The organism is Pseudoalteromonas amylolytica, from assembly GCF_001854605.1.
Classification (GTDB): Bacteria; Pseudomonadota; Gammaproteobacteria; order Enterobacterales; family Alteromonadaceae; genus Pseudoalteromonas; species Pseudoalteromonas amylolytica.
Genome location: NZ_MKJU01000030.1, coordinates 22349 through 49133 on the forward strand (window position 1 = coordinate 22349; position 26785 = coordinate 49133).

Below are 26785 nucleotides of genomic sequence, written 5' to 3' on the forward strand. Positions count from 1 at the left end.
TTATACAAGCGCATCTATAACTGTATGATGCGTTTATTTTTTATAGTGATATAAAAGTGAGTAAGAGGCTAGCGGTATGTTGTATCTGGGTGTCGAGTATATTTGGAGGTTTGTTGCAAGCTCAGGAGGACGAACAAGAGATCTTCTCACTTACGTTGAATGACTTACTGGAGCTTTCCGTGACGTCCGGCTCTGAACGAGCCGAGAAGTTGCGCTATACACCCGCTTCCATTCAAGTCCTCACCAAAGAGCAAATCAAACAGCGTGGTTATACAAGCCTAAGCGAGGCTATTGCAGATTTCTCTGGATTCGACCTAAGCACTGCGTATGGCTCTGAACACACGACGTTTTTCCAAAGAGGGTATAGAACACCGAGTACACAGCGTACATTGGTTATGATTAATGGCATTATTAATAACCGACTGTGGGGCCATGACTTTCCAGCAAATCGGCAGATCCCATTCACCGGTATTGAACGTATAGAGGTGCTTTCAGGTCCTTCGGGGGCGGTATACGGACCCAACGCGTTTTTGGGAGTGATCAATATCATTACGCAAAAAGGCAAGGACCTAGAGAGTGACGGGCACCATTTAACGATGCAAGCTCAGATGGCAGATTTTGATTCGAAGGGGTTAGACTTCACGGTACTGGGTAAGCAACAAGGCCTGAGTTATTGGTTATCGGCTAAGGTATATGAAAGTGATGGTCCTGAACTTGAAGACATGGCTCGCTGGGGCTTTGTGAATGAGGATTATTTATCAGATGAGCGGTTTTGGGGACCTGTGCTTAACTACAAGTATAATGGCGTCCCATACGGAGAATATGTATCAAAGAATCAAGAACACGGGGTGTTTGCAGAGATAAGCCATGGTGGCTTAAGCGCAGGCATTAACCACTGGTTGACGCAAAGTGGTTATGGTATGCAGTTTAGTTTTGATAGGGGCCAGCCCAATGCCACTTGGAGTAAAAAAAACAATTTGTACTACCTTGAATACGATCATGTTTTTTCTTCAGGCTTTGGAGTGAAAAGCTTCTTGCGCTATCGCACTGAACAGAGATACGGTAATTGGGCTGAGGCAAGCCCTGATAAAAACAGCGAAAACTCTCAATATTCGTTCGTCACCATTTCCGATTGGAACTCGATTAACTCCTCTTGGCAAGCTCGTCAGGATTATGACTACCAATATTCAGACTCATTACATTTGGCTGCGGGAATTAAATACGAAAGAAAGGAATTAACCAAAGCTTATGAAATTTGTGGATATTGGGCATCTGCGTACTGCTCATTAGAAGATGATGGACAGTTGGGACCTTATGGACTGGGCAAAGGGGTATATTATTCCACCGACAGCAGCATGCCTGTACTACTTGGTGCATTGGGGGAAATGGACGAGTCTAATCTCATTCGAACTACAGACAGAGGCGCATATTTTAGAGCTAGTTTAAAAATGCCAGGTTGGTCGTTAAGTGGTGCCATTCGCTGGGATAATAATTCAACCTATGGCACATTCATCAAGCCCAGAGTAGCGGCTACTTATGATTACAATGAACGCAATACATTTAAGATAATTTATGCCACTGCTTTTCAAGAGCCTGCACCCATTCAACTCTATGGCGGCTGGAATGGTCGCAATGCCAATCCTAACTTGTTGCCAGAAGAAGTTCGTGACTTGTCGTTAATATGGATGTATCAAAGTGGGGCATGGTTTAGTGATTGGTCAGCTTTTTATAGTAAATATAAAAACGTAATAAAAGAAGAAGCGGATAATGCGGGTAAAAGGGATGTAAAAGGAATTGAGTGGCGTGTTAAATATGAGATGGATAATCACTGGTTTGACGCAGCTCAGATAAGCAGTTACATAAACTACAGTTATACTGATGTTACGAGTTATATCAACTATGATCATCAGCGTGGCCGTTGGATAGGTAGTGGCAGCGCAGCCTGTAAGCAAGATAGCACGCTATGCGAAGAGTATCGATTGCCCTTGGGTGATATAGCGCCACACAAACTGAATATTGGTTTTAATGTGCCGGTTACTTCCCAATGGAGCGTAAATACTCGGTTTAACTATGTATCTTCTCGGCACCTTTACTTAAGAAACCCATTAAGAGCACAGGGAATTAAGCTTGGAGACTATTTGACAACGAACCTAAATTTGGCGTGGCGCAGTGATAGGCTCAGTGTTCACGTTAAAATTAACAATCTATTTGATAGTCAAATATATCATTCTGGGCTTGGACCTGCCGACTCGGGCAATGCATTTACAAGTGCTGATGGTAACCTTTCACGCACTCAAGGGTTTTACAATTCAGTGTTGCCACAAGTGGGCCGTAATTGGGAAGTTGTCGTCACCGCCAGCTTTTAGCTCGTTGAAAAGCTCAAAAGGCGGGGGGCGCACTTTTGAGCTTAGTTTGTGTTATTAACAGTTTTCGTTTTCTGCTTTCGCTGCTTCTTTGAGGTTTTCACAAGCGTCTTCGACAGCGTTTTGAGCGTCAGTGATCATTTCATCAACCTCTTCGCCTGTTTCCTCGGCAGGGCCGTCAGAGCAACCAGCTAGTGTCAATAGTGTTGCTGCACCAAAGACTTGTATCAATGTTTTTAAGCTATTCATAATATCACCTTGTTCCTTTTGATTTATTTATTAACGACAGAAGAAATGACAGCACTAAAAAAGCAACGAAGATAAAGAACAAAATCTTCGCAATGCTAGCTGCTGCACCCGCGATGCCACCAAAACCAAATACAGCGGCAATAAGCGCAAGTACTAAAAAAATAAGTGACCAACGTAACATGGGAACCTCCTTTGTACTTAGGCTGTTAAGCCGTAGTTTCTTTCAGGCCTTTCATCTCATCATGGTTTGCCTGCATCACCGAGCGGATTTGATTGAGGGCGAGTGTACAGCTAGGTGGTAAGTCTTGCTTTAAAGCTCTGTCGATTTTTCTCAGTACTTTATCTTCGACCTCTTCAAGCTGAGAAAGGTAGGTATGCTCTTTATCCGTACTAATAAGCGAAATGACTTTAGTATAGGACTCTCGAAGTTCAACGCTTAACGCGTTGTCATCTTCAATTTTACCCTCATCGGCAACTATGAATTTTTGTAGCTCAGATACAGCCTGTGCCTTATCGAGAATATTTTTCTCAAAAATTCGTGCCAGTATAAGGTTGTCAATGTTCTTCTTGGCTTGCGTGTAAAACTCTACGCCTGCATTTAGTACTTTGATCAGTTCTTTAACTGTACTTAAATCATGATTGGGATGGGTCATATATTCTCTCCTTAATCTTCAACAAATTAAATCTTGCGTGTTCAAATATCATCAAGCATGTCCTATGCCATATTATTTTTTCTTTATTTTCATGTTGTTATGAAAACTTTAACTAGGGAGATGTAATTTTTACTTAATGGTTGTAATCACTTCACGTAATTTTTGCATGATTGTGATTCATGTGATTTATAACGGTGTGTGATGGGTAAGCTTGGTACTTTAAAGCTTTCACGAGCCTGTATTGCGACGTCCAGTGATAGCAAGTAGGTGGATAACAGTGCAGTTGTTTGACATAGCCTGTCAAAAAGTTACAAAGGCCGTGAATATTTTACCTGTAAAAATTTCATGTTCAATGCAATAGAGGCGGATATAGAACTAAGGTTTTCTTTTATTTGTTTGATTTATATGGTTTTTTGCTTTTGGTATGCGTTGTGCTTCATCTGATTCGACCAAATTATTTAAGGAGAATGATTATGAAACGCACATTGATTACTATCGCATTGGCTTCAACTTTGGCTGCAACCTCAGCAAGCGCTAAAGATAACACGTGGGAGAAAGAAGCAAGCGATGCTTGGATAGATGGTAAAGCAGAAGCTACGCTGCTATTTAACACGAACCTAGATTCTTTTGACATCAACACCGATGTCAAGGGTGGGGTAGTTATCCTGACTGGTAAAGTTGAGCGTAGCGTAGATAAAAAACTCGCTGAAGAACTCGTTGAGGGGATCGACGGAGTAAAAGAGGTTGAGAACCAGATCACCATCGTTGAGAGCGCTCAGCAAGATAAAAGCAACCATATGGATAAGTCTACATTTACGGACGCTAAAATAGCTACCGTGATTAAAACACGCTTTCTATTTGATACGGATGTTGATGCCAGCGACATTGAAGTTGATGTTGAAAACGGCGAAGTAACATTGCGTGGGGAAGTGGCTTCTTCTTCAGAGAAGCAGCTCGCTGTAGCCATAGCGAAGAATACAGCTGACGTACGTGATGTTAATACAGAGCTAAAAATCGTTAAAGAATCTTAATTACCCAATGCTTAAAAGCGCTCCTATGAGCGCTTTTTTTATCACTAAATTTCAATTCACAACTTTCTATAAATACACAAGGAATTATTATGCGTAAATTCGTGTCAATTACCGCTGCGTCTATGGTTTTAGCAATGAGTGGGGTAGCATCTGCTGCACAAGGCAATTACTTTGATTTTAATGGTGAGCCTAAGGTGTATGCTGGTATTGGCTATGGTCAGTATTCGTTTCAGTGGGATGACCGAGAAAACGATACCAGCTTTGATGAAGATGAGTCGATGTTAAAGGGTTATATCGGTACGGCTCTAAATGAATACTTTAGTGTTGAGCTTGCCTATCAAAACTTTGATGAAGCTAGTGATATCGATAGCAATGCAGAGCTTGATGGTGTCTCGTTAGCTACGCGTTTTTCTGCGCCACTCAGTAATAGATTTTCACTCTATGCAAAAGGAGGGTGGCTTGAGTGGAATGCTGATATTTATGCCAATATTCCAGAAGTAGGTAGGGTTGGTACTGAACTTGATGGCGGCGATTGGTTTTATGGTGCGGGTGTTGCCTTCGTTGTGACTAACAATGTAAACATGCGACTGGAGTATGAGCGCTACGAGCTGGATGATAGAATAGACCCGAATATGGATGTGGCATCTTTGTCTGTTGAATATGTATTTTGACGTACAATTATTCCAAACATAGTGCCCAGTTTACATGTTGTTTTTCACCGCTGTGATTTATCATAGCGGTGTTTTTATTTAAATAAAGAGCGCAAGGTTCAACAGGGAAAGGCGCACGTATTTAAGTTAACCTTACTTATAGCAAGCGTGTTAAATGATTAAAAATCTTTGGTCTTGGTATCAGGCCATCTTTAACGTTCTTTAGCGAGTCAAATTACTCATCATGCTTTTGCATATCCTGCAAGGTCTTCCCACCCTTAGCATTAAAATCAAGCGTGCGAATAGGAAATGGTATGAGGATATCGTTCTCATTGAGTGCCTTATTGATGGTAACAATGGCTTTGTGACGAATATCCATAAAGTTCCCGTTGCCTGGATATGCTATCCAAAACCAAACGAGTAAATTTATTGCACTATCACCAAAGTGGCTGGCATAGACAGCGGTTTCTTGTTTGTTTATAACAAACTCATGCTCATTAATCGCTTTTTCTATAACATCTCGAGCTTTGTCAATATCGTCGGCATAAGATATACCGACGGCTACCTCTATACGCCTCTTACCTGTACTCGAATAGTTTTTAAGGTCATGTTTGAAAAGCATTTTATTTGGGATTATATGAAGCTGTCCATAGAAGTTCTCGATTAGCGTATTACGCAGGTTGATTTGTTTAACCGTACCAAAGGTATCACTTGTTTCTACGATATCACCTACTCTAAACGGCTTACGTATCCCCATGACGACACCCGCAATGAGGTTTTCTGTCATATCTTGAAATGCAAAACCGATAGCAAGCCCAATAATTCCTGCACCAGCTAAAAGTGACGCGACCGCACCAGAGAGCCCCATAATATCCAAAGCGAAGAAAAAGCCTATGGCTATTACAATCAGCTTAATGATTGCCGCTAGTAACCCTGCGACTTGAACAGAGTTAGATGCCCTTTTGAGTAGCTTGAGTGACCACTTAGCAATTAGGCTGGATAAGAAAAGAAATAGTACAAAAATAATGATGGCAACAATGAGGTTGGGTACATTTTTAATGCTTAGTTCAACCCAAGCTTCTACTTTTTCATGTATGAGCTGCCAAAACTTCTCTAACGATAAAATATCCATATGGCTTCACCGTGTTAATTTGAAAGGTACAGTGTCGCAGTTATTATGCCAACCAGCCCTTAATTAAAAGTTAGTTGAAACAACATGTTGTGAGCGATGCGTGGAGAGGGGCGGGAAGGTGGTAAATTTTTACCTGTAATTTCTTCACAATGTTAGAAGAACCTACATCACAAATGAGTGGTACGCTAAGGTGTAAATATTAATACTTTAATTATGATTGTTTTTCTCTGTGGTGTGCGACACGCTTGCTTTCAGCACGAGTAACTTTTCAAGCACACGTATTTACTTTGTCGGGTACGAAAATTGTACAGTGTAAATTTTTCTCACTCAGACTGTATAGGTTACAATTCAATATTGAGTTTTTATATAAGACTTTGATTTTTAAGTTGTTTAAGTTTGGCCTGTTGATTGCTTTATACAAGTGACATTTACTTTTTATAAGGATTAATCATGGCTACTACAAATACAGCGACAAGTAACTCTAATCGTAAGTCTAACTCTAAAGATCAGCCAACACACGCGCAATACAGTGATGAGGAGCACCCTGTATCAGATAAAATGGCAGACACTCTTCATCATACAGTTGATGGCTTGCACTCGAGTGCAGCCCATGCTGAAGAGGTGCTAAGGGCGAAAAGTGGTGAATCTGCAACTGCGATAAAAGCACAGTCAAGACTACTTCAGCAAAAGTGGAACAAATCGGGCGCTAAAAAGTATGCAACTGAAAACCCCGTGAAAACAGCTGGGTTTGCCTTTACAGCGGGTATGTTGCTGACGTTATTTTTAAAGAAGAAATAAGATGAAAGAGTCACTTGGTTCTTCACAAAAAGAGCAAGGCTCAGTTGATCTGAAAGCGCAGTTTGATGCGCTTTCGGATCAAGGACGCCAGTTGGTTGCAAGTTATATCGACATCTTTTCGAGCTACTCGAATTTACTCAAAGCAAAGTTAAAGGCGAACTTAAAGCTGCTTGTGACCATCTTCTCGCTTATTGTTGCAGCGGTGATGTTGATGATGATGGTCTGGGCGAGCCTTCAAGTGGTGCTTGCCTATGCTTTGGTATCAACGGGGTTTAGCTGGTATGCCTCAGCAGGTTTGGTGATGGCACTGAATGTTGCATTGGTTTATTACCTAACCGCAACGGCTGTGCGATTATTTGACAAAGCCAGTGGAGATTTACTGGACGACTTCTTTAACGCTGATAGTAAATAGGTTCAACATGACTTATCTAGCTAAATACATATACCAAGCTGCGAATAAAGAAGTGAATGAGCGCCGAGCACATTACCTACGCAGCACTTTACGCCATCAGGTTATTAAAACCTGTATGTGTGCGCAATTAAAAGAAGTCATCTCATCGCCTATCGTTTTGACAGGCGTGGTAGTCGCTGGTGTTTATGTTTCTGGGTCAAATAAATTTGGAACGTTGCGGCAATTAGTCCGCATTAGACAAATGATAAAGCAGCTCAGTTGACCATCTCGACAGGTATTCTTATTTTTCGCCCGTATGATTTACAGTGACTCAATGAGTGCTTGAAGATCAGGTAATGACACGGGCTTAAGCAGAACTTTATCTATGTTCGCGGTCGCCAGTTTTTGTGGGTCTGGATCTGAGCCACTCACAATCACTATGTCTTGATGTGGATTGAGCGCTTGAATTTTTGTTACCGCATCAAACCCAGAGCCATCCGGTAGTGTTAGGTCAAGTAAAACCAAGTCAAAGGGGGCTTGATCAGCGTACACATTGAGGCTGCTTTCGATGTTATGCGCACTACATACATTGGCGTCCAAAGAAGACAGTAATAATGTCATCAACTCTCGTGCATCATTGTCATCTTCCACCAACAAAATGCGTTTAGCACTGGAGTTATGTGATTTTTTAAAGGTCTCTGAGTGTTCGTCTTGATTCTGAGAACCTAGATGATAGGTCAATGTTGCGTTTAGTTTAGCGACGTCGATTGGCTTGGTTAGGCAATCATTAAACCCAAGCGCTTTTAGTGTTTCTTTATTGCCTTTTTGCGCTGCAGCGGTCAGAGCCACTACTGGGATCTCAATGCCTTGTTTTCTAATCGCCACAATGGCTTCGTGACCATCCATTTGTGGCATATGTAGGTCCATGAAGGCTAAATCTATGTGCTGATTCAGACTTAACGTGTCGACAGCTTGCTTACCGTTGTTTACAGCTGTTACGGTAACGCCTGTTTTTTCGATTAAGTCTGAAATCAAAAAGCGTATTTCTGGAATGTCCTCCACCACAAGCACATGGCCACCCAGTTGTGGTAAAGGCATTTGTTCTACCTCCGATGGTGCTTGCCGTAAATTTAGTGGCACTAATTGTATCTCGCTTGGGGAAGTGTGCTCGTTCAAGATATCTACATAGAATGAGAAAAGGCTGCCTTGGCCGAGCGCAGATTCAACCGTCAAACCTCCGCCTAGCAGCTCAATGAGGGCAGAGCTGATTGCTAACCCAAGTCCCGCGCCTTCATTCGTCTTGGTCGTTGTGTTTTGAACTTGCTCAAAGGGCTTAAATATACGTTTGAGGTTTTCGGGGGGAATGCCAATACCAGTATCTTTGATATAGACGTGCAGCTGAGTGTGCTTTAGTTCTAGCTCAACTTTAATGCTACCCTCATCAGTAAACTTGATAGCGTTGTAAATAAAATTAGTAAGTACTTGGCGCATTCGTGTTGTGTCATTATATATCTTATCGGGTAGCGGGCCACGGGCTGTGATTGAAAAACAGAGGTTTTTCTTTCTCGCAGCCATTTGAAACAGGCTTTGTAAATCTACAAGGAATGAGTTGAGTGAAAGCCACTCTTTCGATAGCGATAAGGTATTGGCTTTGATTTTCGATAAATCCAATACGTCATTGAGAAGGTTCAGTAAGTGTAGGCTATTGTTATTTATAATTGTCAATTCAGGTTTAATATTGTCCAGTTCTTTGCGAGACAGTAACAGGTCGGTATAGCCCATGATTGAGGTTAAAGGAGTTCTGAGTTCGTGACTCAAGTGCGCTAAAAAGCGGTCTTTTGCTCGGTTGTCGGCCTCGACCCTGAGGCGTTCCAAGCGCTCATTAGTCAACTCTTTACGAGATAGGGCATAGCGGATAGCACGAATAAATCGTACGCTATTAATTTCAGACTTAACCAAAAAGTCTTCAGCGCCAAGCTCAAGAGCTTGCTTGTCTAGCACTTCATCTGCCAGACCAGTTAGCATAATAAAGGAGGTCGAATTGCCCATCTCTTTAGCTGCTTTTAATACTGATAGGCCTGTGTAGGCACCAAGATGATGGTCTAATAAGCAAAGGTCAAAAGTTGTCTGCTCAAGTGTATGAATTATTTCGTCAAAGTCACTTAACCAAGTGATCTCAAAGTCAAACTCTAGCATTTCGTTAAGATAGTCGAGAGCCAGTGTATAATCGTCTTCATCATCTTCGATTAATAGTAGCTTGACGGTTTTATCGTTACTCATCTAGTGCTCCACGCTACGGTAGTTCGACTATCTCAATCCAATATTTACCTAGGTTTTTCATCAACTCGACTAAACTTTCGAAATTGACAGGCTTTGAGATGTAAGAGGCGGCACCTGAGTCATAACCCCGTAGCTTATCTTCCTCTTGCTTAGAGGTGGTGAGAATAACTACTGGGATTGAGCGTAGGTTCGGGTCTGCTTTTATTTCCTTTAGTGCTTGTCTACCATCCATTCTTGGCATGTTTAAATCCAACAAAATCAGGCTTGGTCTAGGGTGAGCTCGCACGTCACTAAAGCGCCCTTCATGGCGAAGATACTCCAGTAGCTCAACGCCATCATGAACAAAGTTTATGGTATTAAGCACACGCCCCTCATCGAGTGCATCTTGTGTTAACATCCGATCATCTTCATCATCATCGGCCATTAGAATATTAATTCTTTTCGGTTGTGAGTAGTTCATTTGTGTTGTCCTGTACACTGAATAGATTGGCATCAGTGGGTAGTGTAATCGTAAATGAGGCACCATTATTGGCATTGGGAACCGCATAAATTTGGCCACCATGGCGCTCTATGATCCGTCTGCATACGGCTAAACCAATACCTGTGCCTGCGTATTCTTTACGTGTATGTAAACGTTGGAACGGGGTAAATATTTTTTCAGCATATTCTGGAGCAAAGCCAATACCGTTATCACTGATGGTGATTTTGATCCAAGTTCCTTGCTGATGCGTCAGATGGGAGGGGGCTGAGATTGATTCGCTATGAATCTCTATTTCGAGCGCTCGCTGGCTGTGGCGAAACTTTATTGCATTAGATAGCAAGTTAGAAAATAACTGAGAGAGTTGGCTAGCGTCAGCAATAATTGTGGGGAGTGGATGGATGACTATCGAGCCTTGGCTTTCTTCTATGGCAATTTCTAAGTCGTCAGTGACTTGCTTGAGTAAGTTATTTAAATCAACTTGAACGAACGCTTTGCCTCGTGTAGTAACACGAGATAGCTCTAATAAATCAGTGATCAGTGTAGACATGCGCACCGCCGCGGCATTCATTCGCGCGAGATAATCACAGCCTTTGGCACCGAGTTGATCACCACAGGTGGTGGTGAGCCTGTCAGCAAATGCACGAATTTTTCGAAGTGGCTCTTGCAGGTCGTGGGAAGCAACAAATGCAAAGTCTTCTAATTCTCGGTTACTTCGGTTTAGTTCGTCGGTGTAAACTTCAAGTGCTTGGGTACGCTCTTTCACTCTTTGTTCTAGCACTTGGTTTAATGCTTCTAACTGTTGCTTCGCGGCTTTTTGGTTCTTGAGGTGTTTATTCAGCAGTACCACAATGAATATACACATCAATATGCTCAGTACTGTAAACCAAATGACATTGCTTTTTGCTTGTGTTCTTGCTTGTTCTAGTCGCTGCAGCAACGCTTGCCTGATCAAGGTTTCTTCTTCAATTATTACTTGATATAGCTTGCGCATATCACCTTGAGATAACTGTGTATCTTGTAATAATCTTTGTTGCTGCGTTTCATCTGTTATAGCTGCTAAATCGATACTCGCGCCCAAAGAGTTCAACTTTATTTGCGCAAGTTTGGCGAATTCTTCAATTCTAGCCTGTTGTAAATGGCTTTGTGATTTTATTTGCTGCAAGCGCTTCAAGGTCGCTTTGAACTGCTCAAGCGTTTCTTTATAGGGGGCAAGAAACGCTTCTTTTTTAGAAATGAGGTAACCTCTTTGGCTTGACTCCGCATTGAGCATGTCTATATGCATGCTATCAATAACCAGCATCACCTCACCGGCATTGGTTAGGTCTTTGTGAATATCAGCAATATCATAGATATTTTTAAAGCCAATCATGGCGTTGGATAAAATAGCACCTATGATAAGCATGGCATTTAGCCATGCAAAGCGAGAGGCACTTAGCCTATTTATAAAGCTGCTCATGGTTATTTAGCCTCTATTATTGTGCTGATTTTGCCAATGCTCATTGTTGTGTCATTTGCTGTATGGTGGCACTACATTCTTTCGCTGCAAGGATAATTTGATCAGCAATTTTTTTGACCTCCTCTGGTGAGGCGGACTTATCGACCATGATTTTAAGTAACTCAGCATTCATTGATATATGATTGAGTGGCTTTCGTGCATCATGAACAATTGCGTCGAGTTTTGCTTTATCTTGCATTGTTTATAACCTCCAAACTAAAGTGGTTAATGAGAGCTTTCGTAAGTGTTTAATCGGTTATATAGCGTTTTCGTACTGATCCCAAGAATTTTTGCCGCATTGGTTTTATTACCATCAACCGATTCTAGTGTTTTGTAAATTAACTCTTTTTCCAGTGCCTCTATGGTTGTACCTACTTTGATGTTGGTGTTTATGATGGGATGAGCATCTTGCTGTGTTGCATTGTCAGTGGCATGGTGAGCCACTGAAGTGGCGCTACTATGCTTCGAAAAAGGAGAGTCGAATGAATCAGGAAAGACCAAAATCTTTCGTTTTAAATCTGCCATGATGTAAGCACGATGAATAGTATGCTTGAGTTCTCGGATATTGCCGGGCCAATCATGCGTCACTAGCCGGTCCATGTCTGCGTCATTCATGGTAACGTTAGAGTTATATTGCTGATTTAATTCATCGAGGAAATGTCTGGCGAGTAATGGAATATCATCTTTTCTTTCTCGCAAAGGTGCTATCGTAATCGGGAACACTGCCAATCGGAAGTAAATGTCTTCTCGTAGCACTTTGCCTTGAGCAATTTCTTCTATGCAACGGTTCGTCGCTGAGACAACGCGGCAATTAATAGGGATACTTTTTGTTGCGCCGACTCTTGTCACTGTTTGTGTTTCTAGTACGCGTAATAAATTAGGTTGCATATCTAAGGGCATTTCAGTGAGTTCATCCAAAAATAGCGTACCGTTCTTAGCCAACTCAAACACGCCTTGTTTTTGTGCGTTGGCCCCAGTAAAAGCCCCTTTTTCATGACCAAATAACTCACTGCCAATTAAGTCTTTGGGTATCGCTCCACAGTTGATAGATACGCGATCGCCGGTAGCGTTACTTGCATTGTGAATTGCTTGTGCGACCATCTCCTTACCAACACCACTTTCGCCCAATAGCATGACGTTCGCATCGGTTTTTGCAACGCGCTCAATCATCAGGTACATGTCTTTCATCGCCTTTGATTCGCCAATTAGGCAACCGAAGTGATGCGTGTAGCCTTTACTTTCTTCTTTACTTGAAGCTTGTTTGTTGGGAGGTGTGAATAGGATTCCTTTCAAGTCATCTGCATCAATGGGTTTAGTTAAATAGGCGATGCTGTCATCGCATATCTCTGCGATGGCATTTTTTACACTAGGGTGGCCTGTGATCATGGTCACTGATGAGGGAATATTTGCGCTTTGGATATAATCGAGCAAGTGTAATCCACTGCCATCCGGGAGCATGAAATCTAATAAGATATGGTCAAATTTATGTGAGGCAAGCCATTGTTTAGCTTCTTTAATTGAGGCGGCACTATACACCTCACAGTCTAGGTATTCGATGATCTTACATGCCAGCTCGGTAAACTCCAAATCATCGTCAATTAATAAAACACTTTTCACAAGTTCATATCCTTTTCTTACCTCTTGTCCATTCTAACTGATATCAAAGCGTTTTTACATGCTACGTATCAGCACAAATAATTGAGAGGCTCTGTGGTAGCACGGCAATACTTAATTGTTTGGCAGACTCTATCTCACCATCAATAGAATATTGGAACTCGGTTTCACTACTAAGATGAACGGCTTTTGCTTTGTGGTGTTGCACACTCATGTTGGCGCTGTTGCTTTGGCTGATGCTATTGGTGACAAGCTCGGCTAAACTCAATATACGCTCAGAGGTATCGTCTGTATAATTGAGTTGTGTAATATCGAGCAAACCGTCTTGCCAGTCAGGCGGGCCACCTCCTTGTGCTAGCAAGGTACTAAAAGGAGCCGCGTTGGCAATGGCAATACTACTACACTCTACATGCTCAGGGGGCTGCTCATCCACACACAGGGTCATGTCAAGTTTGTCATGTGCTATGAGCGCATTGTAAAACCCTTTGATATAAGCCAATTGCCCTAGGCGGTTTTTTTGCTCACGATTGGCATGGTCAATCATGCGCTCTTCTAAGCCTACTGCCACAACCAATAAAGCTGTTTGCTCATTACATGTCATGGTGTCCATATTGACAGTTTGGTGTGCAAGCAGTGCCTCACACGCTTCAGTTATCGGGTTTACTTTGCTGTTAAAACCCAGCAGCACATGGGCAAGGGCATTTGCGGTACCTGTAGGCATAATACCCAATGTATGTGGGGTGTTTTTAATTGCCGATGCAACTTGAGTGACTGTGCCGTCGCCACCGCAAGCGACAAAGGTGGTTGCGTTTGAGCGAGGTTCCAGCAGTGAAGAAGCTAAATTAGTCACATCCGTGTCTTTTTCTGTGAAATGAAAGTTCAGCTGATATTCTTTTGTAAGTTCTCCAATAATTTCATTGTCATACTGATACCACTTACCTGAGCCAGAGACTGGGTTTACGATCAACTGTAATTCTTGCGGTGCATGTTTTATAACATGGTTGTTAATAGAAATAAGACCCTTAAGTTGTTTTTTATTAAGTCTTGCTGTGCCGCGAATACTTTGTATTTGCTCAATTACTTCTCGAACGGTTAAATCAGGTTGAGAGGCGAGTAAGTATGCGCAAAGCGTGAAAAATGAGCGACCACGACCCAGTGCGCAGTGTATGACAACTTTGTTCTTAAGCTGATGCTGTGCTTTTATCCAGTTGATTGCGTGTATTATTTGCGTTTCGTTTGGTGAGTAATGATCTAAAATAGGAATATTCAGATAGTACAGACCTTCCTGTTCAGCAGACCAGTTCAAGCCATCAAATTCAGCAGTAACGTCAACAATAGCATTAACGCCCTCTGCCTCAAGCATTTCAATATCGGTAGGAAATAGTCGACATGCTAAAAATAGATCTGGGGTGATCTGCTGTATTGCTGGAACTTTATCATTATGACGCACAATGGCATTGTACAACTGCGCGCCTGCAAGGTAGGGCAGAAGTAAGATTTTGATCCATAATGGTATTGAGCCTGTGGCAGATTTTCTGAATATTTTAGGATAGTTGCTTGTGTAAGCGAGTAATATAAAAAATAGTGACAATGAGAGCCACACAGAGGGAATGAGTAACCAGCCATGACGGCCTGCCCAGACTAGCCCAAGTGAGAGTAAAAGAGCGACGGCATAGTATTTAATCATTTTCATTAAGTTAAAACTCCTTTGGTTACCTAAAATGAAAGCAAAATCTGCACCACACAACCATATTTTAACGTTTTGATTTAAAAGAAATTATTTTTCTATATTATTTGGCGTGTCGAATTTACACGAACAGACTGATTATATTGTAACTTTTACAGGCCCATGTCTGTAAAAGGTATCGTGTGAATCTTACTTGCTAATTGATTAACGATATAGCTTTGTAAAAATAGCACATAAAGTTGTTGAGTCGGCTCAGTTGTGCCATGTTTAATTAGGTTTTACTGTATTTTTTGCAATTTAGGAGGTTGATATAACAATAAATTTTAAAGTTTTTATTCTAATTTTGAAGTATGTGTGAAATATTAACCTTTTGATTTGTAGTAGGAGTGTGCACTAGCACTGAGGCCAAATGCTTAAACAACTTTCCATCAAGCAAAAAATCATTTTGGGCTTTACTAGCTTAGGTATTTTACTATTGATATCAAGTGGCCTTGCATATACGGCTTTAAAGCAAATCAACCACGCCAACAGTGAGGTAAAAAGTGTTGCATTACCTATATTAAAAACGGCTAACACCTTACAGCTACAACAAAGTTCATTAAGCAAATTAATCTCTAAAGCTTACAGTGAAAATGATGGCGCGCAATTGAGAGCCATAAAGCAGCGCTTTTCTGAACAACAGCAAACGTACCAAACACAATTGTCTACACTTCATTCTATTACTCAAGACAAACAACAGTTTACTGAACTTTTAAACACCATAGTGTCAGTGAGTAAAAATATTGAGCGTGAGGCGAACTCTTTACTGTCGGCGAAACTCACAGTCATCGAACAAAGACAGCGTATTAGCGAGCAGATAGAACAGTTTGAACAAGCCCGAAGCCTGGCCAGTGACGCTATGCTTAATCTTGAACTAGTTGAAACGAGCAATAGGCGTCAGCTTGCGGAAGTGGCAGGTACAGGTATACGTATTGACGATATGATGTATACCTTAAGCGACAACGTAAAAGTTGCGAATCAGCTTGAAGGACAAAATTGGCAAGCCCAACAAGATGATGTGCGGTTTTTGCTAGGTAATATTCACGATAATTTGCAGTTTTTAAAACGCCAGTCACAGGGATTGGATGTAGAGGAATTATTAACAGCGTTTGGCGAGCAATTGACGGTAATTGCAGCCATGGTAGATGAACCCGGCAGTTTGTATCAAAGCGTAGCAAAGAAGCTGTCTGCTCAGGCTCAGTCGCAAAGTGCATACCAGCTAGCAGAGCGGGCAACAGAGCGGGTTCAGAATACGTTGCGAGACCTACAAAAAGCTGCCGATGAGCAATTTAATTACTATGAAAACATTGCAGAGCAAAAGATTCAACAGGCTCAAAAGGCCGCTTTGACCATGGCCGTGGTGTTTATTGTTTTAGCTGTATTTATTGCCATTTCAACGAGTCGAGCGATGTTGGGCCCTTTGGCGGCCGTAAATAAAATGCTTGGTTATCTGGCTCAAGGAGATTTCTCTAGAGCTATGAAAAAGCGCAGTGATGACGAATTTGGCATGTTGATTGACAACATCAACCGCGTAAAAGACAGCCTGCGAGTGCTGTTGGATGATATTAACAAAAAGGTTCATGAGTTGGAGCACATGTCAGACTCGACGCAACAGCGCAGCCAGACTTTGGCACAAAACGCTCAGCAGCAACTACAGCGCATTGACAGCGCAGCAGGGTTGGCCTCACAAATCGCGCTCAGTGCTCAACAAGTTAGTGAAGAATCAGCAACGACGCTTAGCAGTATCAAAGAAGCGGAACAGCAGAGTTTGAGCGTCAATGATATCGCCAACGACAACAAGCAGCACATGCTATCGCTCAACAGCAAAATGGCAGACACCGTTGCGGTTATGGATAAATTGACACAGCACAGTGAAAACATCGGATCGATTCTAGACACGATCGTTTCTATTGCAGAGCAAACTAACTTATTAGCTCTGAATGCTGCAATAGAGGCTGCTCGAGCAGGCGATCAAGGTCGTGGCTTTGCAGTTGTTGCGGATGAAGTCAGGACCTTGGCTGCTCGTACTCAATCTTCAACCAATGAGATCAATACCATGATTGAGGCACTGCAACAGGACACTAAACTGGCCAATAGTGCTATTTTAGAGGGCCAATCAGGTACTCAGGCATGTGCAGCTCGCAGTGAGTCATTATCCGATGCCATTGGCCAAATTGAGCAGGTATTGGTGCAAGTGAATGAGCTAAGCAGTCGCGCCAGTGGCGCTGCCAATGATCAGGTATCTCATTGTCAAGAAATTGAGAGTGTTATGGAGCACGCTCAGCAAACCGCTAAAGACAACGCCAATGAAATGCAACATATGGCTCAAGCCAGCGAGTCGCTTAGCCGCTTTGCAAACTCCCTGACGGAATTAGTGAGCCGTTTTAAGCTGTAGTGCTGACGGACGTTAGAATACCTCGACATTCTTGCAAGTTCATAAAGTGTGGTACAGGGTAATCTGGGTGCGCTTCTTTTAGCGCAGATTGTGCAAGGGCATCAATATCTTGACCGCGCAGTTCACTAAAAGTGGTTTGAATGTGCATAGTTGTAAGAAGTTGCTCGATATGGGTGAGTAAATCCTCCGCCTGACGTGCGATTGGGTAATCCAAAGAGGTCAGACGACACTCACGAGCAATTAAAGCCAGTGTGTTATCAATACGAGTGCCGTACCAGCGTAAAACAGGCAATAATAATACCGCGTTTGATAAACCATGCGCAGTACCATAATTGGCGCTGAGCTGGTGCGAAATGGCGTGCACGTATCCTACTGAAGTACGTGTAAACGCTTGCCCTGCATAAAACGAGGCCAATAATAGTTGTTCTCGGGCATCTAGGTCTTCACCATTTTGGTAGGCATTTGGCAAATGGCTGAAAATTAAATCACAAGCCTGTAGCGCCCTTTCCCTACTAAATCGCAAACAGTTAATGCTTAATAGCGCCTCAATTGCATGTGTCAGAGCATCTATTGCCGTTGTTGCGGTTAACTGCGCAGGTAAGCTGGTGGTGAGGTTGGGCAGTAATACAGCGTGTTGTGGTACCAATGAAAAATCAGTAGCAGCATATTTTTGCTGCTTTTGGGGGTCGTTAACAACTGCAGCAACCGTTGTTTCTGCACCGGTACCTGCTGTCGTCGGAATCGCAATATTGGGAGGCAGACGTTTGAGCACTTTAAACAGGCCTTTGAAGTCGGCTATCGGTTTATTGGGCCTGACTACTTTAGCACCAATGAGTTTCGCGCAGTCGATTACTGAACCGCCCCCGATAGCGATAATTGCACCGCATTGGTTGTGTGTGTAACAGTCATAGCCTTGTTCAACATCGTTAACGGTAGGATTAGGGTGAACGTCACTAAAAACGAATGGTTCAAGTTGTTGTTGTTTGATGATGTCGAGTAATGCTGATATTTGTGGGAGCTTCACGAGCGTATTGTCGGTGACAACGAGCACGTGGGACTGTTGTTTAAGTTTGAGTGCTTGTAACGCTTCTAGTAGCGCGTTACTACCACGGTGTAACTTGGGATTAGGCACGCCAATTAGAATAACGATGCATTTAAGGATGAAGTGATAACAGCGATAAAGCAGGGCCATGTGAGCGCTCGATTTTTAAACATGACAAAAATGTAGCATAAAGCTGTTTATTCATCTATGTCAGGTGAAGGAACGATACACATAAGACACTGATGCTTATCGTGTTATGTTGGAAGCGTATAAAAACAAAAAAGCCGCTGAAAAGCGGCTTTTTAAAGAGCAATCAAGTTGCTGCTTAAATGAGATTAGCTGAAGCTTACAGCTCTACGCTCTTTACGTTCACCATCGCGACGAGGTGGACGTTTGCCTTCGCTACGTGGGTCTTTAAAGCTACGCTTTCTGTCGCCACGAGGCTCAGAGCTGCCAGCTTTATCAGCTGGGTGAGAGCTCTTAGTTAGCTTCATTGGACGTTTACAGATAAATACGTTCTGGAAGTGTGATAGCACTTCAGCAGGCATATTCTGTGGTAACTGCACCGTACTGTGTTCATTGAACAGGCGGATGTCACCGATGAATTTGCTTGAGATATCAGCTTCGTTCGCAATAGCACCAACAATGTTCTTAACCTGAACACCGTGATCACGACCCACCTCAATACGGTAAGTATCCATAGGTCCTTGTGAGCTGTTGCGTGGGCCACGATCTGAACGCTCACTGCGTTCACGGCCTTTACGCTCACCACGAGCACCGTCACGACCACGACCTTCACGGCGATCATCGCGTTCACGACGCTCACGCTGGAACTTGATTTCTTCAACTTTAAGCGGTGACTGTTGCTGTGCTAAACACAGTAACGCGCCTGCTAAGTCTTCAGTGCTAAGTTCTAGCTTTTCAGCCAAGTCTTTTGCAACGTCATTGAAAAAAGCAATATCTTTGTGCTCAAGTGATGTTGCAAGCTTAGTTTGTAGTGCCGCGATACGTTTTGCTTCAACCGCTTTTGCAGAAGGTAATTCAACCTCAGCAATTTCCGATTTAGTATGACGCATGATGTTGCGTAGCAAATAACGTTCATTGTGTTTTACGAACAAGATTGCTTTACCAGTACGACCCGCACGACCAGTACGGCCAATACGGTGTACATATGCCTCACTATCTTGTGGAATATCGTAGTTGATTACTAAGCTTAAACGATCCACATCTAGACCACGAGCTGCAACGTCTGTTGCAATAACGATATCTAACAGGCCATTTTTTAAACGCTCTACAGTGCGCTCACGTGCTTGCTGGTTCATATCACCATTAAGCGGAGCGGCTGAAAAACCTTCATGCTCAAGTAACTCTGCAAGTTGTACAGTATCGTTTCGAGTACGAACGAACACAATTGCACCATCATAGTCTTCTGCTTCTAAGAAGCGAACGATGGCTTTGTTTTTGTGTACATTGGCACGCCAAAATACTTGCTCAACCGTTGAAACAGTTGAGTTACGAGCAGAGATATGAACTTGTTCAGCATTGTCTAAATACTTAGCACAAATAGACTGAATCTGTTTTGGCATCGTCGCAGAGAACAAACAAGTTTGCTTATCTTCTGGTGTTTTTTCCATGATGCTTTCAACGTCATCAATAAAGCCCATACGTAACATTTCATCGGCTTCGTCTAACACAAGCGCTGCAAGGTTAGATAGGTCGATAGTCTTACGGTTAATATGGTCAATTAAGCGTCCAGGTGTTGCAACAATGATTTGTGCACCACGGCGTAATGCGCTTAGCTGAATGCCGTAGCTTTGTCCACCATATAGAGCTAGTACTTCAACGCCCTTAGTGTATTTAGCATATTGTTCAAATGCTTCTGCCACCTGGATGGCAAGTTCACGAGTTGGTGTTAACACCAAAATTTGTGGCTGCTTAGTAGCCGGGTCAATATTGTTCAATAATGGTAATGCAAATGCTGCTGTTTTACCTGTACCCGTCTGCGCTAGTCCCAGTACGTCCTTTCTTTCTAGCAATAACGGTATACATTGAGCTTGGATCTCAGATGGTGTCTTGTATCCTTGCTCTTCGACTGCTTTTAAAATTGCAGGAGAAAGATCTAAAGATTCAAACGTGACTGGTTCTGACATTAATGCGCCTCAACGAATTTAAAGAGGCGCGCATTGTATAGGAAAAGCGCATCAAATGCTTGTACTAATTGGAACTATTTTATATGTGGTTGAAGTTGTACGTTTTTTAATCGTTTATAAAATAGGTAATTAACAATGTGTTTACTAAGTTGTTATTCCTGAACGTATTTTAACCGAGCACGAGGCTCGGTGTTATCGCAACAATCAACCAAGGTTAACTGTAAAGCGCCAAGTTCTCTTTGGCGTAGGCTTCAAATTCAGTAAAACCGCCGATGTGGTTTTCGTCAATAAATATTTGTGGCACCGTAGGGCAAGGTTTGCCAGCCGATTTTTCTAGATCAGCTTTGCTGACACCTTCTTTAATGATATCGACATAACGATATTTAAAATCCTCGCGCTGTGCGCTTAAGCGTTCTGCTACTTCTTTAGCACGTACACAATACGGACAACCTTCACGACCAAAAATAACACTAAACACGATAAGACTCTCTTTTGTAATGTGATTGATGGTTACAGTTTAGGAGAATTTTACCAAACTAAAAGTAACAAAAAACAATCAGGCTAATCGATTTATTAGATTAGGTTCGATACACGGTTTTAATTAAGTGATAGCCAAACTTGGTTTTTACTGGTCCATGTACTTCAAAAAGCGGTTTTTTAAATACCACATCATCAAAGGCTTTAACCATATCACCCTTGTTAAACTCTCCTAAATCGCCGCCACGCTTTTTTGAAGGACAAATGGAGTGTTGTTTAGCAAGTTTGTTGAAGTCTCCACCTTTGGCAAGTTTAGCTTTGATAGCAAGGCATTCTTTTTCGGTTTTTACCAGAATGTGGTAAGCACAAGCTTTTGGCATGATAGCTCCTAAATTCAAATAATGGCGAGATCATGCAGGGCTGGTAAGTAAAACACAAGCCCTTTAGCCCTCTTGATATTGTGCGTAGTTTTTAGCTGCATCGTGAGTGTGATTAGTTTACCGAGATTAACCTTCAATACGAGGACTACGAGGACATGTTTATTGATATGTACTGCTTAAGGTGCTGAGGTTTATGTAATTAATGGGCGGTTCTAAAGTCATAAATCTACATTCTCATCCGCAAACCTAGTTCGCTGGAGTAACCTCTAGAACGAGCGATGATGTTACTTTTTTCATCCAAGACATAATAGCTGGGGTAGGCACTTACTCTATAGTTGGCTTTGATATTGTGGTGGCCCAACAACACTGGCATAGATAGCTCAAGTTCATCAATAAAATGTTGCACCTGTGCTGCATCATCATAATCCAAAGCGATGGCAACAACATTTATATTTTGTTGTTCATAGATGTTATTCAAGTTTGGCATACTGAGCTTGCAGACATGGCACCAAGGCGCGAAAAAATACACTATGGTTTTTTGCCCTTGTAGTGATACTAAGTCTATGCGTTTATCACCCGTGAGGCTAGCAAGTGAGAAATAAGGGGCAGGTTGTGTGCCATCTTCACTGAGCATATCCTTTTCTTGATAAGCCGAAACAAGTAAAAATACGCAAACTACAACAATACATTGCACTAAAAATTTGACCATTTCATAGCAACTAAAAAACCTTATTCATAGCCAAGCTTACTATGGAATGGTCTGATAACAAAATGGATTGCGGCGTGTAATGAGTGAGTCAAACACGTCTTTTTATTCCGCTATCCAAGATAGCGCTTGGCCTTTTGAGGTTTGATCTTTGTTAAATCGACCAACACTAAGCCATCGATACAGTTGTTAAAGTCAGGGTCGATGCTAAAGCATAAAAAGTTGGCGCCATCGTTGTCGCAAAGCTCTGTGTACTGCTTGAACAATGTGGGTACTTGAGCACCCATGTTCGCCAGTACATGTTTCAGCTCAGCAAAATCTTCCTTGATGTCGTTACCATCAAATAGTGCCTGATACTGACTCACCTGTTGACTGGTCAGCTTAAACTCGTTTTTAGGCTCAGCGTGATCAGGCAGTGAGGAAAAGTAATGGGAGTAGTGATAAACCAGCATGGCTTTGGCCTCCTCAGGCAAGCTGTTTGATAAGCTTACGGCACCAAATAGATAGCGATGCTCAGGGTAGCGTTTTACAAAAGCGCCAATTCCATACCAAAGATAGTCAAGGCTTTTTCTTCCCCAGTATTTAGGTTGCACAAAACTGCGGCCAAGTTCTAAACCATGTTGAAAGTATGATTGCATTTTGTTGCTGTAGCGAAAGAGGCTGTCAGTGTATAAACCCTGCTGGCCATATTCTTCAATCACTTGTTTAGCGCTTGCCAGTCGGTATGCGCCAACTAGCTCCAATTGATTGGGGTCCCAAAGCACTAAGTGTTGATAGTGCATGTCGTATTTATCAATGTCGCGGCGCTTGCCACTGCCTTCTCCTACAGCACGAAAGGCGATCTCTCTTAATCTGCCTAGCTCTCGAAAGATGACTGAGCTGCCTTGGTATTGGTAGAGGTAAATTTGCATACCATCATGGGTCTGACCAAGGAGTTCACAGGTTTCCAATGCTTTTTTTAATTCTTTTCGGCATTCAGAAACTGCAATGGGTGTTCGAGTTTTTAACGGTAGGGGCTTTTTACTGCTAAGTCGATATAGCTGTTTGCGAATAAGACCAACAATCTCTTTGTCTTTAAGGTTTTCAATTAAATATGATTCTGGAGGAATAGATGCCCCAATTTCAAATTCCAGTGACTTTTGTCGCTGTTTAAACATTTCTTTGACCAAAAGCAGGCTTGCTAGTGGTTTGTAAATCATAGAGGTGCCATAAAACAGTGGACTATTTTTAGCTTTAATAAAGACAGGTAAAATAGGGCAGTTGGCTTTTTTTGCCATTCTCAAAAAACCGGAGTTCCACTTGCAGTCTTTGATCCCTGTAGGGCTTAATCGTGAAACTTCGCCAGCAGGGAAGATAAGTAAAGCACCTTCTTGTTTGAGATGTGCTTGGATGTTGGCAAGTTCCTGTTTACGACTTGTACCAGAGAGGTTGTCCACAGGTAGTAGCAGAGAATGCATCGGCGTGATTGACATCAGCATTCTGTTAGCGACAACTTTTAGATCGGGACGAACTTTTGTGATCACACGAACTAGCGCAAGTGCATCAAGTGAGCCTATCGGGTGATTGGCAACGATGACCAGACTGCCTTCGCTGGGAATATGTTCAATTTGTTTTGGTTTGTAGCGGGCATCAAAGTCCAGTTCGTCAAGTACCTGCTCAACAAACTCTATACCTTGTAGGTGAGGGTAGGTGTCAGCAAACGCCACGAATTCCTGTTCATGTAAGAGATAGCCTAACCCTTTTTTGACGAGTCCTTTGACTTTTGGAGATTGCTCTAATTGCGGCAAATTTGCTTCGATCACTTTATCGACACTGATCATATAACAGTCCTATTAGGTATGATGTGCATTAGATTAGAAATCTCTGGTGACAACCATGTTGCAAAAATACGGCAGTTGTATGACATCGCATGGCGTAACCTAATATAAAGTGGTGCTGGGTTTTTCAAGTTGAATTGGTTAGCATGACCATAATACATTGTGATGAGGTGATTAATGTCGTTATTGGTATGCGTAACAAAACGAGACAACACAAAGTTACTTGCTAAGTTAAGAGCTTTGTTACCTGGGGTTGAAATCAATGAGTGGCCACATTGCTCTGCGTTGGAGCGAGTTCGTTTTGTTCTTGCATGGGGGGCGCCAGATAATTTGTGGCCTCAGCTACCCAACCTAGAATTAGTTCAATCATATGGTGCGGGAGTTGACGGCATCGCTATGGAGCTATTACCAGAGCAGGTTGTGGTGACGCGTATTGTCGATAAGAAGTTAGCTGAAGATATGGCTGAATATGTTTTGACTCATGTACTCGCTCATAAGCTACGTTTGCACCAGTATTTTAGCCAACAAACTCAGCGACTTTGGAAGCCTAAACGAGCGCATCAGGGCTTACATGTCGGCATTTTAGGGATAGGCGAACTTGGCAAAGTAGCTGCTAAGCGGCTGATAGCTAATGGCTTTAAAGTAAGTGGTTGGTCCGCGACAGATAAACGTGTTGCTGAGGTTAATTGCTACGCTGGTGAGTCTCAGTTACCTATTTTTTTATCGGAACTTGATTACTTAGTCTGCTTGTTGCCGCTGACCGAGCACACCAAAGGTATGCTTAATCGTAATATCTATGAGCAGCTCCCAAATCATTGCGTATTAATAAATGTAGCTAGAGGTTTACACGTCAATGAGGAAGATTTACTTTGGGCCCTGAATAACGGCGAATTGGCAGGCGCTTGCTTAGATGTTTTTGCACAAGAACCTTTAGCAGAAGGGCACCCATTCTGGTCTCACCCAGCTATTACAATAACACCTCATTGTGCGGCGCTGACAAGCATTGATACCGCATGTGAACAAATTGCTGCTAACTATCTTGCTTTAATAAGCAATGGGCGAATTTTCAATCAAATAGATAGAGTACGGGGTTATTGAGTAAACAAGCACAAAAGATAGGATAAAAGTGCTAACTCTTCTGGCATTCATTACCGCTTAGTTAATTGAAATATTTTACCCTGTACCTACGGTGTTACAAAAAGTTCACTTATTGTTCATGTTGCTGTATATAAAAACACCTTGTTCGTTCAGGAAATATTCAGTAAATTAATAAAAAATAATAAAAACAGGAGACTAAGATGAAAAGTAAACAAAGTGGTGTTAAGTTCTCAATAATCCTTTTCTCTGTTATCATTTTGGGGGTATCCGCTTGGTTTACCAAGGCTCAAGCAACTGAAATACCTAAGCCTGAAGGCAATGTGGCACACTCTAGCGTTTAGCGTGTAACTCTCTGTTTTCTAATTTCTTCTCTTCACTTTTCTTAAGTAAAACATAAGTTGCAGCACTACCGCCATGACAACTTAGCGCACTATGAAATGCCAACACCTGTGGCATTTCTTGGAACCATTTATTGACGTAGCTTTTTAAGATAGCGGGGAACGGTTTGCTTTTGAGCCCAATACCGTGTCTGACTAGCAGTACGCGTATGTTCCGCTGTTGGCAGTCCATGACGAAATCAAACAATGCGCTTCTGGCTTCACGAAAGGTTTTCCCGTGTAGATCCAACGTTGCGTCAATCTGATACTTACCTAAGCGTAAGTTTTTATAAACGCCTTCTTGGACACCCGATTTTTTGTACTGTAATAGATCATGAGGATCGAGTAAATCAACGTATTCAGTAGAAAGAAAGTTGGCATCAAAATCTATTTCTTGCTGCGCGGCTCGACGTTTCTCAAGTTGCGCTATGGTGGGAGAATGCTTAAGACGGGAAAGCTCGACTTGATTTGATTGTGCTAATGGAGTGACGTCCCCCATTGATGCTAGAAATAATTCTTCGTCTGTCATAGCCATACTGCACCTGTAAAAACCACTGTAGAGTATGGCTGAGATTCTAGCTTAGTCAGACGTCGATGACTACTAGCTTAGTTCTATTTGTCCAAACGTATAGACTTTAAATAAATAAAACGTATTAATTAAAATCAAACTAAGGTTGGAAACAACCGTGGTATTCACAAAGTCCAAACTGAACGATAGAAACAACAGACTACAAGCAGCGATAGCTGCGCCACGCAACAGCGTGATCTGATTGATAAAAAATGCGCCTAAGCCTAGCGCTAACAATACAATATTAATGAGCCAGTTGAACTCGTTGAGCATGGTCTGTTTGGTCTTCCATAGTTGATTAAAGGAGCGCCATTATGGTGATCATTTAACCATGCTTCAAGCGAGTATTTTTATAATTTTCGGATTAGTTTTTTTAATCTAAAATTAATTTTTTCAAGGCGGAAATAAAGCCATTTTGCTCAATGATTTGATATTTTTGACAGCTATCTGGGTTGTTTAGATCTGCACACAAATATAGCGTATCCCTTTCAAGTGCTGGACGTGGGTGCAAGTTAGAGTCAAATAACACAGGGTCAATACCAGGTAGTCCTCCCCAATATACACTTTGCGAAACGAGTCCTAACTTTTCATAAGTTATAAGCTTTGGCTTGGGAAAGACCAGTGCGATTAGCATAATTACCCCTAGCACAATCCATTTAGTTGGACTTTTCCGCGAGCTTGGCGGCAGGTTTTGGGTGGTAGATTCAGAGGCTGACTTCTCAAATGTTAAATTACCTTTGTGAGGTGTTCTTTTAATGCGAGCCTTGTGCTTTCCCTTTACTTGTCCAAGTAGCTGAGCTTTTTGTTGTTTTTTTTGCTTATTTAAATTGTTTGCCATGCTTAGATGTAGCCTTTTAGTTGCAGCACTCTATAATAGTTCTATCATCTTAATAATAGCGTATTTTTATGTCG

Annotated in this window: 28 protein-coding genes; 9 read left to right on the plus strand and 19 right to left on the minus strand. The window is 42.1% G+C overall.

Annotation, left to right across the window (positions count from 1 at the left end):
- Nucleotides 1-56 precede the first annotated feature (56 nt).
- Nucleotides 57-2366, plus strand: a complete 2310-nt coding sequence (locus tag BET10_RS15975; protein ID WP_083330582.1) for a TonB-dependent receptor plug domain-containing protein — start codon at nt 57-59, stop codon at nt 2364-2366.
- 54 nt (nt 2367-2420) lie between these two features.
- On the opposite strand, the gene BET10_RS15980 is transcribed toward BET10_RS15975, so the two are convergent.
- The 3 genes from BET10_RS15980 to BET10_RS15990 are packed head-to-tail and all read right to left on the minus strand — an operon-like array spanning nt 2421 to nt 3265.
- Complete coding sequence (locus BET10_RS15980; protein WP_070986594.1) at nt 2421-2612, minus strand: hypothetical protein; 192 nt, start codon at nt 2610-2612, stop codon at nt 2421-2423.
- A gap of 4 nt (nt 2613-2616) precedes the next feature.
- Nucleotides 2617-2793 carry a DUF1328 family protein gene (locus tag BET10_RS15985; RefSeq protein ID WP_070986595.1) on the minus strand — a complete coding sequence of 59 codons (177 nt, stop codon included), beginning with the start codon at nt 2791-2793 and terminating at the stop codon, nt 2617-2619.
- A gap of 25 nt (nt 2794-2818) precedes the next feature.
- Nucleotides 2819-3265: a PA2169 family four-helix-bundle protein gene (locus BET10_RS15990; protein WP_070986596.1), complete on the minus strand. Its 447-nt coding sequence runs from the start codon at nt 3263-3265 to the stop codon at nt 2819-2821.
- A gap of 473 nt (nt 3266-3738) precedes the next feature.
- On the opposite strand from BET10_RS15990, the gene BET10_RS15995 reads away from it, so the two are divergent.
- Together BET10_RS15995 and BET10_RS16000 are read left to right on the plus strand one after the other, a co-directional pair.
- Nucleotides 3739-4296: a BON domain-containing protein gene (locus BET10_RS15995; RefSeq protein ID WP_070986597.1), complete on the plus strand. Its 558-nt coding sequence runs from the start codon at nt 3739-3741 to the stop codon at nt 4294-4296.
- Nucleotides 4297-4385: 89 nt separating this feature from the next.
- Nucleotides 4386-4967 (plus strand): outer membrane beta-barrel protein, encoded by a 582-nt coding sequence (locus BET10_RS16000; RefSeq protein WP_070986598.1) that lies wholly within the window; start codon nt 4386-4388, stop codon nt 4965-4967.
- A 214-nt stretch (nt 4968-5181) separates the two neighbouring features.
- Here BET10_RS16000 and BET10_RS16005 read toward each other — a convergent pair whose 3' ends face one another.
- Complete coding sequence (locus BET10_RS16005; protein ID WP_070986599.1) at nt 5182-6078, minus strand: mechanosensitive ion channel family protein; 897 nt, start codon at nt 6076-6078, stop codon at nt 5182-5184.
- A 450-nt stretch (nt 6079-6528) separates the two neighbouring features.
- Here BET10_RS16005 and BET10_RS16010 point away from each other — a divergent pair, with 450 nt between their 5' ends.
- From BET10_RS16010 to BET10_RS16020, 3 genes are read left to right on the plus strand one after another with little or no spacing between them, the layout of a single operon-like run.
- Entirely contained in the window at nt 6529-6876 is a 348-nt protein-coding gene (locus BET10_RS16010) for a hypothetical protein (protein WP_070986600.1), read from the plus strand.
- 1 nt (nt 6877) lies between these two features.
- Nucleotides 6878-7288, plus strand: coding sequence for a hypothetical protein (locus tag BET10_RS16015; protein ID WP_070986601.1), 411 nt, complete (start codon nt 6878-6880; stop codon nt 7286-7288).
- Between the two features lie 7 nt (nt 7289-7295).
- On the plus strand, nt 7296-7550 hold the full coding sequence (locus BET10_RS16020; RefSeq protein WP_070986602.1) for a hypothetical protein: 255 nt from the start codon (nt 7296-7298) through the stop codon (nt 7548-7550).
- Between the two features lie 38 nt (nt 7551-7588).
- Here BET10_RS16020 and BET10_RS16025 read toward each other — a convergent pair whose 3' ends face one another.
- From BET10_RS16025 to BET10_RS16050, 6 genes are all read right to left on the minus strand, one after another.
- Nucleotides 7589-9547, minus strand: coding sequence for an ATP-binding response regulator (locus BET10_RS16025; RefSeq protein ID WP_070986603.1), 1959 nt, complete (start codon nt 9545-9547; stop codon nt 7589-7591).
- Between the two features lie 13 nt (nt 9548-9560).
- The gene (locus BET10_RS16030) at nt 9561-10007 is read right to left on the minus strand and encodes a response regulator (RefSeq protein ID WP_070986604.1); all 447 of its coding nucleotides are present in this window, start codon (nt 10005-10007) and stop codon (nt 9561-9563) included.
- A complete protein-coding gene (locus BET10_RS16035; protein ID WP_070986605.1) occupies nt 9979-11484 on the minus strand; it encodes a sensor histidine kinase in 1506 nt (501 codons plus the stop codon). Before BET10_RS16035 ends, BET10_RS16030 begins: the two co-directional genes overlap by 29 nt.
- A gap of 40 nt (nt 11485-11524) precedes the next feature.
- Nucleotides 11525-11722, minus strand: a complete 198-nt coding sequence (locus BET10_RS16040; protein ID WP_070986606.1) for a histidine kinase dimerization/phospho-acceptor domain-containing protein — start codon at nt 11720-11722, stop codon at nt 11525-11527.
- Nucleotides 11723-11748: 26 nt separating this feature from the next.
- A complete protein-coding gene (locus BET10_RS16045) occupies nt 11749-13140 on the minus strand; it encodes a sigma-54-dependent transcriptional regulator (RefSeq protein ID WP_070986607.1) in 1392 nt (463 codons plus the stop codon).
- 61 nt (nt 13141-13201) lie between these two features.
- Nucleotides 13202-14830, minus strand: a complete 1629-nt coding sequence (locus BET10_RS16050; protein WP_070986608.1) for a diacylglycerol kinase family protein — start codon at nt 14828-14830, stop codon at nt 13202-13204.
- Nucleotides 14831-15233: 403 nt separating this feature from the next.
- On the opposite strand from BET10_RS16050, the gene BET10_RS16055 reads away from it, so the two are divergent.
- Nucleotides 15234-17258 (plus strand): methyl-accepting chemotaxis protein, encoded by a 2025-nt coding sequence (locus tag BET10_RS16055; RefSeq protein ID WP_070986609.1) that lies wholly within the window; start codon nt 15234-15236, stop codon nt 17256-17258.
- On the opposite strand, the gene BET10_RS16060 is transcribed toward BET10_RS16055, so the two are convergent.
- The 6 genes from BET10_RS16060 to olsF all read right to left on the minus strand — a co-directional run bounded on the left by BET10_RS16060 (nt 17248) and on the right by olsF (nt 23833).
- Entirely contained in the window at nt 17248-18450 is a 1203-nt protein-coding gene (locus tag BET10_RS16060) for an iron-containing alcohol dehydrogenase (RefSeq protein ID WP_070986610.1), read from the minus strand. The two genes, BET10_RS16055 and BET10_RS16060, sit on opposite strands and share 11 nt — an antisense overlap.
- 185 nt (nt 18451-18635) lie before the next feature.
- A complete protein-coding gene (locus tag BET10_RS16065) occupies nt 18636-20450 on the minus strand; it encodes a DEAD/DEAH box helicase (protein WP_070986611.1) in 1815 nt (604 codons plus the stop codon).
- Between the two features lie 214 nt (nt 20451-20664).
- Nucleotides 20665-20928, minus strand: coding sequence for a GrxA family glutaredoxin (locus BET10_RS16070; protein ID WP_070986612.1), 264 nt, complete (start codon nt 20926-20928; stop codon nt 20665-20667).
- Nucleotides 20929-21028: 100 nt separating this feature from the next.
- Nucleotides 21029-21307, minus strand: coding sequence for a peptidylprolyl isomerase (locus tag BET10_RS16075; protein ID WP_070986613.1), 279 nt, complete (start codon nt 21305-21307; stop codon nt 21029-21031).
- Nucleotides 21308-21533: 226 nt separating this feature from the next.
- Nucleotides 21534-22016: a TlpA family protein disulfide reductase gene (locus BET10_RS16080; protein ID WP_070986614.1), complete on the minus strand. Its 483-nt coding sequence runs from the start codon at nt 22014-22016 to the stop codon at nt 21534-21536.
- A gap of 110 nt (nt 22017-22126) precedes the next feature.
- Nucleotides 22127-23833, minus strand: coding sequence for a bifunctional ornithine lipid synthase OlsF (olsF, locus tag BET10_RS16085; RefSeq protein WP_070986615.1), 1707 nt, complete (start codon nt 23831-23833; stop codon nt 22127-22129).
- A 174-nt stretch (nt 23834-24007) separates the two neighbouring features.
- Here olsF and BET10_RS16090 point away from each other — a divergent pair, with 174 nt between their 5' ends.
- The gene (locus BET10_RS16090; protein ID WP_070986616.1) at nt 24008-24928 is read left to right on the plus strand and encodes a 2-hydroxyacid dehydrogenase; all 921 of its coding nucleotides are present in this window, start codon (nt 24008-24010) and stop codon (nt 24926-24928) included.
- A gap of 200 nt (nt 24929-25128) precedes the next feature.
- Nucleotides 25129-25269, plus strand: a complete 141-nt coding sequence (locus tag BET10_RS21530; protein ID WP_170829168.1) for a hypothetical protein — start codon at nt 25129-25131, stop codon at nt 25267-25269.
- Here the strand turns inward: BET10_RS21530 and smrA are convergent.
- The 3 genes from smrA to BET10_RS16105 form a co-directional block, all read right to left on the minus strand.
- Nucleotides 25259-25840 (minus strand): DNA endonuclease SmrA, encoded by a 582-nt coding sequence (gene smrA, locus BET10_RS16095; protein ID WP_070986617.1) that lies wholly within the window; start codon nt 25838-25840, stop codon nt 25259-25261. The genes BET10_RS21530 and smrA overlap by 11 nt on opposite strands.
- A gap of 66 nt (nt 25841-25906) precedes the next feature.
- On the minus strand, nt 25907-26146 hold the full coding sequence (locus tag BET10_RS16100) for a hypothetical protein (protein WP_070986618.1): 240 nt from the start codon (nt 26144-26146) through the stop codon (nt 25907-25909).
- A 100-nt stretch (nt 26147-26246) separates the two neighbouring features.
- On the minus strand, nt 26247-26711 hold the full coding sequence (locus BET10_RS16105; RefSeq protein ID WP_070986619.1) for a hypothetical protein: 465 nt from the start codon (nt 26709-26711) through the stop codon (nt 26247-26249).
- Between the last annotated feature and the right edge of the window lie 74 nt (nt 26712-26785).